Source organism: Streptomyces viridochromogenes, from assembly GCF_001270495.1.
Taxonomy (GTDB): Bacteria; Actinomycetota; Actinomycetes; order Streptomycetales; family Streptomycetaceae; genus Streptomyces; species Streptomyces viridochromogenes_A.
Genome location: NZ_LGUR01000180.1, coordinates 1 through 215 on the forward strand (window position 1 = coordinate 1; position 215 = coordinate 215).

The window sequence follows — 215 nt, forward strand, 5'->3', positions numbered from 1 at the left end:
CATCGGCGCTGTAAGGCTTAGCTTCCGGGTTCGGAATGTAACCGGGCGTTTCCCTCACGCTATAACCACCGAAACACTATGAAACTATCCAGCCGCACCACGCTCTGTGGAAACGTGGGGCTGTTCGTGGTTTCAGAACCAACACAGTGGACGCGAGCAACTGAGGACAAGCCCTCGGCCTATTAGTACCGGTCACCTCCACACGTTACCGTGCT

General features: G+C 55.8%; 1 rRNA gene. It reads right to left on the reverse strand.

The annotated features are described in order from the left end of the window. Nucleotides 1-73, reverse strand: a 5S ribosomal RNA gene (gene rrf / locus ADK36_RS18020); the annotation flags it as partial. Nucleotides 74-215 lie beyond the last annotated feature (142 nt).